7 protein-coding genes are annotated in these 7,912 nt (G+C 68.4%); all 7 read right to left on the reverse strand.

The genetic code is table 11. The features are described 5' to 3' along the window. A partial coding sequence (locus AC27IQ_RS15965) for a cache domain-containing protein (RefSeq protein ID WP_487090041.1) occupies positions 1-1,098 on the reverse strand: 1,098 nt, incomplete at its 3' end. Between the two features lie 218 nt (positions 1,099-1,316). Beyond that, positions 1,317-2,564: an MFS transporter gene (locus tag AC27IQ_RS15970; protein ID WP_284431464.1), complete on the reverse strand. Its 1,248-nt coding sequence runs from the start codon at positions 2,562-2,564 to the stop codon at positions 1,317-1,319. Between the two features lie 44 nt (positions 2,565-2,608). Next, positions 2,609-3,433, reverse strand: coding sequence for a putative hydro-lyase (locus tag AC27IQ_RS15975; RefSeq protein ID WP_284431465.1), 825 nt, complete (start codon positions 3,431-3,433; stop codon positions 2,609-2,611). A 201-nt stretch (positions 3,434-3,634) separates the two neighbouring features. Next, entirely contained in the window at positions 3,635-4,543 is a 909-nt protein-coding gene (locus AC27IQ_RS15980) for a LysR family transcriptional regulator (protein WP_284431466.1), read from the reverse strand. A 31-nt stretch (positions 4,544-4,574) separates the two neighbouring features. Further along, positions 4,575-6,305: a phosphoethanolamine transferase gene (locus tag AC27IQ_RS15985; RefSeq protein ID WP_487090042.1), complete on the reverse strand. Its 1,731-nt coding sequence runs from the start codon at positions 6,303-6,305 to the stop codon at positions 4,575-4,577. An 82-nt stretch (positions 6,306-6,387) separates the two neighbouring features. Continuing rightward, positions 6,388-7,251 carry an S-formylglutathione hydrolase gene (gene fghA, locus AC27IQ_RS15990; RefSeq protein WP_284431468.1) on the reverse strand — a complete coding sequence of 288 codons (864 nt, stop codon included), beginning with the start codon at positions 7,249-7,251 and terminating at the stop codon, positions 6,388-6,390. Beyond that, positions 7,248-7,912: alpha/beta fold hydrolase (locus AC27IQ_RS15995; RefSeq protein WP_487090043.1), on the reverse strand; the 665-nt coding region annotated here is incomplete at its 5' end. The genes AC27IQ_RS15995 and fghA, both read right to left, overlap by 4 nt.

The following is a 7,912-nucleotide window of genomic DNA, read 5'->3' on the forward strand; positions in this document are numbered from 1 at the left end:
GCCGTCGATCACGCCGATGATCTCGTTGATCTTGCGCGAGCTGGCGCTGATGGAGCGCATGGTCTCCACCACCTGGTTGACCACCTGGCCGCCCTGCACGGCGGTCTGGGCGGTGCTGGAGACGTACTGCGCGGCCTGGCGGGCGTTGTCGGCGTTCTGGCGCACGGTGGCGGTCAGCTCTTCCATGCTGGAGGCGGTCTGCTGCAGCGAAGAGGCCTGCTGCTCGGTGCGGCGCGACAGGTCGCCGTTGCCCTGGGCGATCTCGCTGGCCGCATGGTCGATGGTGCTGGTGGCCTGCTGGATGCGGTGCAGGATGCTGGCGAGCCGGTCGCGCATGAAGCCGATGGCGTACATCAGGCTTTGTTCGTCGCGGGCGCGCAGCGGGATCTCCGCCTGCAGGTCGCCGTCGGCCATGCGCATCGCGGCGCCGGCGGCGGCGCGCGGCTCGCCACCCACGGAGCGTTCGATGTCGCGCACCACCAGCCCGGTGAGGGCCGAGATCACCAACCCCAGCAGGGCCAGCAAGCCGATCGCGCGGTACAGCGAGGCGCGGTAGGCCTGTTCGATGTCATCGACGTAGTCGCCGGCCACCAGGTCCCAGTTCCAGGGCTTGAAGCGCACCACGTAGCCGATCTTGGGGCTGGGGGCGTCGCTGCCCGGGCGCGGCCACCAGTATTCGAGGAACCCGCGACCCTGCGCGCCGGCGGCGGCGATGTTCACGTAGAGCAGGTTGCCCTTGGCATCCTTGAAGGCAATCATGTTCTTGCCGTTCAGCTCGGGCTTGATGGGGTGCATCGCCATGATCGAGTCGGAGCCGATCACGGTGACGTAGCCGTCCTTGCCGTAGCGCTGCGAGGCGATGCGCGCCAGGGCGGCGCTGCGGGCTTCCTCCTGGCTCATCTTGCCGGCCTGGGCCTGCTTTTCGTAATCGCTGGCCACGGTCAGCGCCATGTCGGTGATGTCGGAGAGGGCCGATTGCCGGGCCTGGTACTGGATCTGCCGGGTCTGCCACGCGTTCACGAAGGTCAGTGCCAGCAGCCCCAGCAACGCGAGGACCAGCGGGAGCCAGAGCTTTTGCCGCAAGGTCAGTTTTTTCATGGAAGGGGTCCTTTCAGGAGGGCGTACGGAAGGCATTGGGATGGGTCGCAGTATGGCTGTGAACACCCCTCGTCTGGCAGTCGGGCTACCCCTTTCTGTCAGGTGTTCGCAACGGTTGGATACATATGCAAGTTACGTGCTCGATCCGCACCCCGCGGCCTGCCACCCGGTGAAAACGGGCTCCCTTTTTGCCCTTTTCCGCACCGCGCAATGGTGGCTCAGTGGATGGGCGCGGCCTCGGGGCTCAGTTCCCGGCCCAGCGTTTCGGGCAGGGCGAGCGCCGCCACGATCACCAACCCGTAGCAGATGGCGGTGATCCAGCCGATTGTCTGGCCCAGCGGCAGCGTGTTGCTCAGCGTGCCGACCAGCGCCGGGCAGATGGCGCCGATGGCGCGGCCGAAGTTGTAGCAGAACCCCTGGCCCGAGCCCCGCACGTCGCTGGGGAACAGTTCTGACAAAAATGCGCCCATTCCGGAAAAGATGCCTGACAAAAAGAACCCCAGCGGAAAGCCCAGCACCAGCATCCACCCGTCCGTGATCGGGATCTGTGTGTACGCCAGCACCAGCGCCATGCCCATCGCCGCGAACAGGATGAAGCAGCGGCGCCGGCCGATCACGTCCGACAGCCACGCGCTGGTGAGGTAGCCCACGAACGAGCCGGCGATGAGCACCAGCAGGTAGGTGCTGGTGCCCAGCACGGACAGGTGCCGCTCGGTCTTGAGGAACGTCGGCAGCCAGGTGGTGACCGAGTAGTAGGCGCCCTGCATGCCGGTGGCCAGCAGGCTGGCCAGCACCGTGGTGCGCAGCAGCGAGGGGTGGAAGATGCGCAGGAAGCTGCCCTGCGTGCCGGCGGCGCGGGCACGGGCCTGGGCCGCCAGGTACACCGGCGGCTCCTGGATGTTGCGGCGGATGTAGATGATGAGCACGGCGGGCACGATGCCGATCCAGAACAGCACCTTCCAGGCGATCTCCGGCGGCAGCACCGAATAGACGCCCCAGAACGCCAGCGCCGAAGCGGCCCAGCCCACGGCCCAGCTGCTTTGCACCAGCCCGGCCGCCTTGCCGCGGTGCTTGGCCGAGATGGTTTCCGCGATCAGCACCGAGCCCACCGCCCATTCCCCGCCGAAGCCGAAGCCCTGCATGGCGCGGGTGAAGAACAGCTGGCCGAACGATTCGGTGAAGCCGCTCAGGAAGGTGAACAGCGTGAACCACAGCACCGTCCACTGCAGCACCCGCACGCGGCCGTAGCGGTCGGCCAGCACGCCCGCGGCCCAGCCCCCAATGGCGGAGGTGAGCAGCGCGCCGGTGGCGATGTAGCCGGCTTCCGCCTTGGACATGTTCCACGCGGCCAGCAGCGTGGGGATGAGGAAGGTGTAGATCATGTAGTCGAAGCCATCGACGCCATAGCCTGCGAAGGTGGCGGCCAGGGTGCGCCGCTCGGTGGGGGAGGTGTGCCGGAGCCACATGGTGCGAAGTCTTTCTTGGAAGGGGGGGGACAGGAAGGGCGGCGTCAGGCGGTCACCAGATCGCGGTTGAGCAGATCGGTGACCAGCATGTGCCCCGGCGCGTGGGTGATGCAGAAGGCGGGGCGGGCCGCCGCGATGGCGGCCTGGGGCGTCACGCCGCAGGCCCAGAACACCGGCAGCTCATGCGGCTGCACGGCCACGGCGTCTCCGTAGTCGGGCCGGGACAGATCGCGGATGCCGATGAGCGCCGGGTCGCCCAGGTGCACGGGGGCGCCGTGCACCTGCGGCATGCGCGAGGTGATCTGGATGGCGCGGATCGCGTCCGCGGCCGCCATGGGGCGCATGGAAACGACCAGCGGCCCGCGGAACGCGCCGCTGGGCTCGGTGGCGCGGTCGGTGCGGTACATGGACACGTTGCGGCCCTGGTCCACATGCCGCAGGCGAATGCCATCGGCCAGCAGCGCATGCTCGAACGAGAACGAGCAGCCGATGGCGAAGGTCACGAGGTCGTCGCGCCAGTGCTGGAAGAGGTCGGTGGGCGTGTCCACCTGCACGCCGTCGCGCCACACGGCATAGCGGGGCAGGTCGGTGCGGATGTCGATGTCCGCGCCCAGCGCGGGCAGAGCGGGCGAGCCGGGCTCGCTGACCGCCAGCACCGGGCAGGCGCGCGGGTTGCGCTCGCAGTAGCGTTGGAACTCGGTGGCCAGCGCCTGGGGCAGGATGGCCAGATTGACCTGCACGTAGTCGCTGGCCAGGCCGCTCGTGTGGTCCGCCAGTTGACCGGCGCGGGCGGCCGCGCGCACGTCTCGGGCGGTGGACCGGGCGGTCAGCCCGGCGGCGGCGCCGGGGGAAAGAACAGGGGATGGCATCGTCGTGAAAGCCCTGGAATGCGGGCCTGCGGTGGTGGCAATGCCGCGAATTCTGAAAGCCGCACGGCGGCGAATCCAACGCAAAATTTTGCGTTCACGTCATCGAAAAAATCGATGGCGACCACTGAATTTTCAATATTGCGAAAAGTGTGCCAATGCCATCCGGGCTTTCCCGGGGGCGCGTGCACTGCGACGGTGCGGTCAGCGCGGCGTGCGCTTTTTTCGGGCAGTCTGGGTCTGGGTCACGTACGCCTGGGCCGATTCCAGCACCGATTCGGTGATTCCCGAGCCAGGGTCTTCGCGATAGCTGGCGTGGATGGGCAGGGCGGTGAGCGCGCACGAGGCCCGCAAGATGTGCAGCGGCATGCGGTGCGACAGCCGTTGGGTGACGGCGCGCGGCAGCACCGCGATGCCGAATCCCGCTTCCACGAGCTGCAGCATGGCTGAAATCGACGAGATGGCGTGCATGCGCGGCACGGCCACGCCCGATTCCTGGAACAGCTGGAGCAGGCTCTGGTGCGGGTGCGAGCCCTTTTGGAATGTGATGAGGTCGTGCTGCGCCAGCCGCTGCAGGTCGTACCGCCCCGCGGAGTGCAGGGTGCGGTGCCCGACGAACACCAGCTCCAGCGGCGGCATGGTCCGCGTGCGCACCGCGGTGTCGGTGGCGGGCAGGGAGGTGAACACCAGGTCCTGCGCCCCGCGCCGCACCTGGTCCACCAGCACGGGCGAGGTTTCCACGGTCAGCTCCAGCTCGAAGTCGGGGCGGGTCTTGCGCATCTCCTGCAGCCAGCCGGTGAGCCAGCTGTGCACGACCGATTCGATGGCCCCGATGCGCAGCGCCACCGGCGCGTGCGGGCTGGTGCCCAGTTCTTCCTTCACCTGCCGCTGCAGTTCCAGAAGGCGAACGGCCAGCAGCTGAAAGCGCTGCCCCGCGGCGGTGAGGCGGAACAGGCGCTCGCGCCGGTCCAGCAGGATCACGCCCAGTTCCTCTTCCAGCGCGGCGATGCGGCTGGACAGGGCGGACTGCGTGATGTGCAGCTTTTCGGCCGCCCGCGTGATGCTCTTGAGCGAGGCGGCCCAGTGGAAGGCTTCGACAAACCGCAGGTTCATGGGCGCGATTGTCGCCGCGCGGCGGGGGGGGTCAGCCTGCGGCGGCAGCGTTCCGGCAGGTGGCGAACATGTCCTTCGACGCCTCGTAAACGCTGGTCTGCACGTCCATCAGTCCGAGGATGGAGTGAAAGTAGTTGTCGTGCGACAGGCGCCGCTCGCCCAGGTCCTTTTGCAGGCAGGCGGTGGCCGTGCGGGTGCGCGACTGCATGGCGGGCGACAGCCAGGTGATCCACGGCACATGCTTTTGCACATCGGGCGCGATGGCGTAGGGCATGCCGTGCAGGTAGATGTTGTTCTCGCCCAGCGACTCGCCGTGGTCGGCCACGTACATCATCGCGGTCTGCGCGGTGCCCGACTGCGCGGCCAGCCACTGGATGGTGGCATTGAGGAAATGGTCGGTGGACACGATGCTGTTGTCGTACGCGTTCACCACTTCCTGGCGCTGGCATTCCTGCAGCGCCGAGGTCCGGCATTCGGGCTGGAAGGTCTTCTGCGAAGGCAGCGACCGCTTGAAATACGCCGGGCCGTGGCTGCCCATCTGGTGCAGCACCACCACGGTCCCGCGGGCCCGCTGATCGGCCGGCAGCGCCGCGATGCGGGCGTCCAGGCCCTTGAGCATCACGTCGTCCAGGCATTCCTTGCCGTCCGCGCACCACTGGGGGTCGTCGGGCTTGGCCGAGGTGCTGGCCTCGGCCACGCGGTCGCACACGCCCTTGCAGCCGGACTGGTTGTCCACCCACAGCACGGCCAGACCGGCATGCTGCAGCACGTCCAGCAGCCCCTCGGAGCGGATGTGGCTAGCCTCGTAGGCGGTGCGCCCCAGGTTGGAGAACATGCAGGGCACGGAGGCCGCCGTGCTGGTGCCGCAGGACCAGGCGTTGCGGGCACTGGCGAGGTCGTTGCGCGCGGACAGCTCGGGCGTCGTCGGGCGGCCGTAGCCGTTGAGGCCGAAATTGCCGCTGCGCCCGGTCTCGCCCAGCACCAGCACCAGCAGCGGCGGTTTGCCCTGGCCGGCATAGGACGCCCCCAGCCTGGCATCGCGCCCCAGCGGCATCAGCGGGCCGGCATCCCGGCGCAGGGGGCGCGCAGCGGCATTGCCCACGGCATAGATGCTGTTCAGGGGGTTGACCAGATAGCGCAGCTGCGTGTGGTTGCGCATGGCGGAGGAAAAATCCTGGAACACGGCGAAGACCAAGCCCGCGGCCAGGGCCAGCGAGCCCAGCAGCAGCAGGCCGTGGAACACGATCTGCCGGGCAACGCCGAGCGGTTTCACACGGGTGCGCGCCAGCCACCACAGGGGCGGCCCTGCCAGCGCCACGATCGTGAGCGGCAGGCGCCAGTCGAGCAGGTCGGCCGCCTCGCGCGGATCGGTCTGCAGGACGTTGGTGATCATGCCGGTGTCGATCACGATGCCGTAGGCCGTCATGAAGTAAGAACCAAGAGCGGCCAGCAAGATACCCACGGCCAGCATGGGCTTGAGAAGGCGACCCCACGCGAGAAAGCCGATGACCGCGGCATTGGCGGCGGCCACTGCCAAGACGAATGCCATCAGGAACGCCCAGCCGCGCAGGCTGTGGGCATTGGGCAATTGCAGAAGGGCCCGCCACAAAGGCACATTGCAGGCCGTGGCCAGCCAGAGGCTGATGATGGTGATGATCCAAGCCGGATGCAGGGCGTTGCGGAGGTCCAGCCCCGCATGTCCCAACGCTCCCTTGCTCGTCTTTGTAATAAGCCGCAACTGCGGCTGCAGAATGTGAGCCATGGCGCATTCTTGAGCGCCAGCCTTAAGTGCAAATTAAGGGCTTACCCGTGGCGTTACAAAACGGGTAGGTGGGCCCGCCGGCCTATGCCAACTGCCCGGCGTGGTGCGCCAGATGGTCCTCGATGAAGGTCTGGATGAAGTAGTACCCGTGGTCGTACCCCTCGTGGCGGCGCAGGGTGAGCGGCTGGCCGATGGCCTGGCATGCGGCTTCGAAGCGCTCGGGGTAAAGCTGCTCGGCGAGGAATTTGTCGCCCAGCCCCTGGTCGATCAGGATGCCGGCCGGGTAGGGAGCCAGCGGCTGGTTTTCCATGAGCACCGTGGCGTCATGCTCGCCCCACGCCGTGCGGTCCGCGCCCAGATAGCCGGTGAACGCCCGCTCTCCCCAGGGGCACTGCGTGGGCGCGCAGATCGGCGCCAGGGCCGAGAGCGACCGGAAGCGGCCGGGATGGCGCAGCGCCAGCGTCAGCGCGCCATGGCCGCCCATGGAGTGGCCGAAGACGCCCAGGCGGTCCAGGTCGATCGGCAGGTGCCGGCCCAGCAGGGGGAGCAGTTCCTGCACCAAGTAGCTTTCCATGCGCCAGTGCGTGCGCCAGGGCGCTTGGGTCGCATCGAGGTAAAAGCCCGCGCCGATGCCGAAATCCCAACGGGCCGTGGCGTCCGGCAGGGCCTCCACCGCGGCGCCGCGGGGGCTGGTGTCGGGCGCGATCAGTGCCAGGCCCAGCTCCGAGGCCCGGCGTTGCGCGCCGGCCTTGACCATGAAGGTCTCTTCGTTGCACGTCAGCCCCGCCAGGTACAGCACCGCGGGCACCGGGCCGTGGGCGGCCTGCGGCGGCAGGTACACCGAGAACTTCATCGGCAGGCCGATCTCGGTGGAGTCATGTTGGTAAAAGCGCTGGGTGCCGCCGAAGCTGCGGTGTTCTGACAGGGTCTGGAGGGGATGGGTCATGGCGTGGGAAGTAAAGAAGAAGGCGTGGCACGGACCAGTTCGAGCACCGCATCGGCAAAGGCTTCGGGCGCCTCCTGCGGCAGGTTGTGGCCGGCGCCGGGCACCCAGCGGTGCGTGCGCAGGCCGCTGAACTTCGCGGCATGGGCCGAGGCATCGGCCGGCGGGCGAACCCCGTCGTCCACGCCGTCGAAGGTGATGGCCGGCACGAGGATGGCCGGCTGCGCCGCCAGGCGCGATTCGATCCCGGCGTACGCCGGATCGCCCGTGACCAGGCCGAAGCGGTGGCGGTACGAGTGGATCACCACGTCCACGAAGTCGGGGTTGTCGAACGCGGCGGCGCTGCGCTCGAAGGTGGCCTCGTCGAACGTCCAGGTCGGCGACCACGACTGCCACAGCAGGCGGGTGAGGGCCCGCCGGTCGTTTGCCAGGCCGGCCGCGCCCCGTGCGCTGTGAAAGTAGTACTGGTACCACAGGCGCTGTTCGTTGGCCGGCGTGTCGGGCGCCATGGCCCGGCCGATGTCCTGTATGTTGTAGCTGTTGAGCGAAACCAGCCCCGCGCACCGCTCGGGCCACAGCGCCGCGACCACGCAGGCGGCGCGCCCGCCCCAGTCGTAGCCGGCGAGCACCGCGCGCTCGATCGCCAGCGCATCGAGCAGCGCCA

It is taken from the genome of Acidovorax sp. KPB24-07 (assembly GCF_057543315.1).

What these genes read in the sequence shown, in the direction of transcription:
- AC27IQ_RS15975 (WP_284431465.1), bottom strand. Translation starts at nt 3,433, where the DNA reads ATGCCATCCCCTGTTCTTTCCCCCGGCGCCGCCGCCGGGCTGACCGCC.
- AC27IQ_RS15970 (WP_284431464.1), bottom strand. Translation starts at nt 2,564, where the DNA reads ATGTGGCTCCGGCACACCTCCCCCACCGAGCGGCGCACCCTGGCCGCC.
- AC27IQ_RS15985 (WP_487090042.1), bottom strand. Translation starts at nt 6,305, where the DNA reads ATGGCTCACATTCTGCAGCCGCAGTTGCGGCTTATTACAAAGACGAGC.
- fghA (WP_284431468.1), bottom strand. Translation starts at nt 7,251, where the DNA reads ATGACCCATCCCCTCCAGACCCTGTCAGAACACCGCAGCTTCGGCGGC.
- AC27IQ_RS15980 (WP_284431466.1), bottom strand. Translation starts at nt 4,543, where the DNA reads ATGAACCTGCGGTTTGTCGAAGCCTTCCACTGGGCCGCCTCGCTCAAG.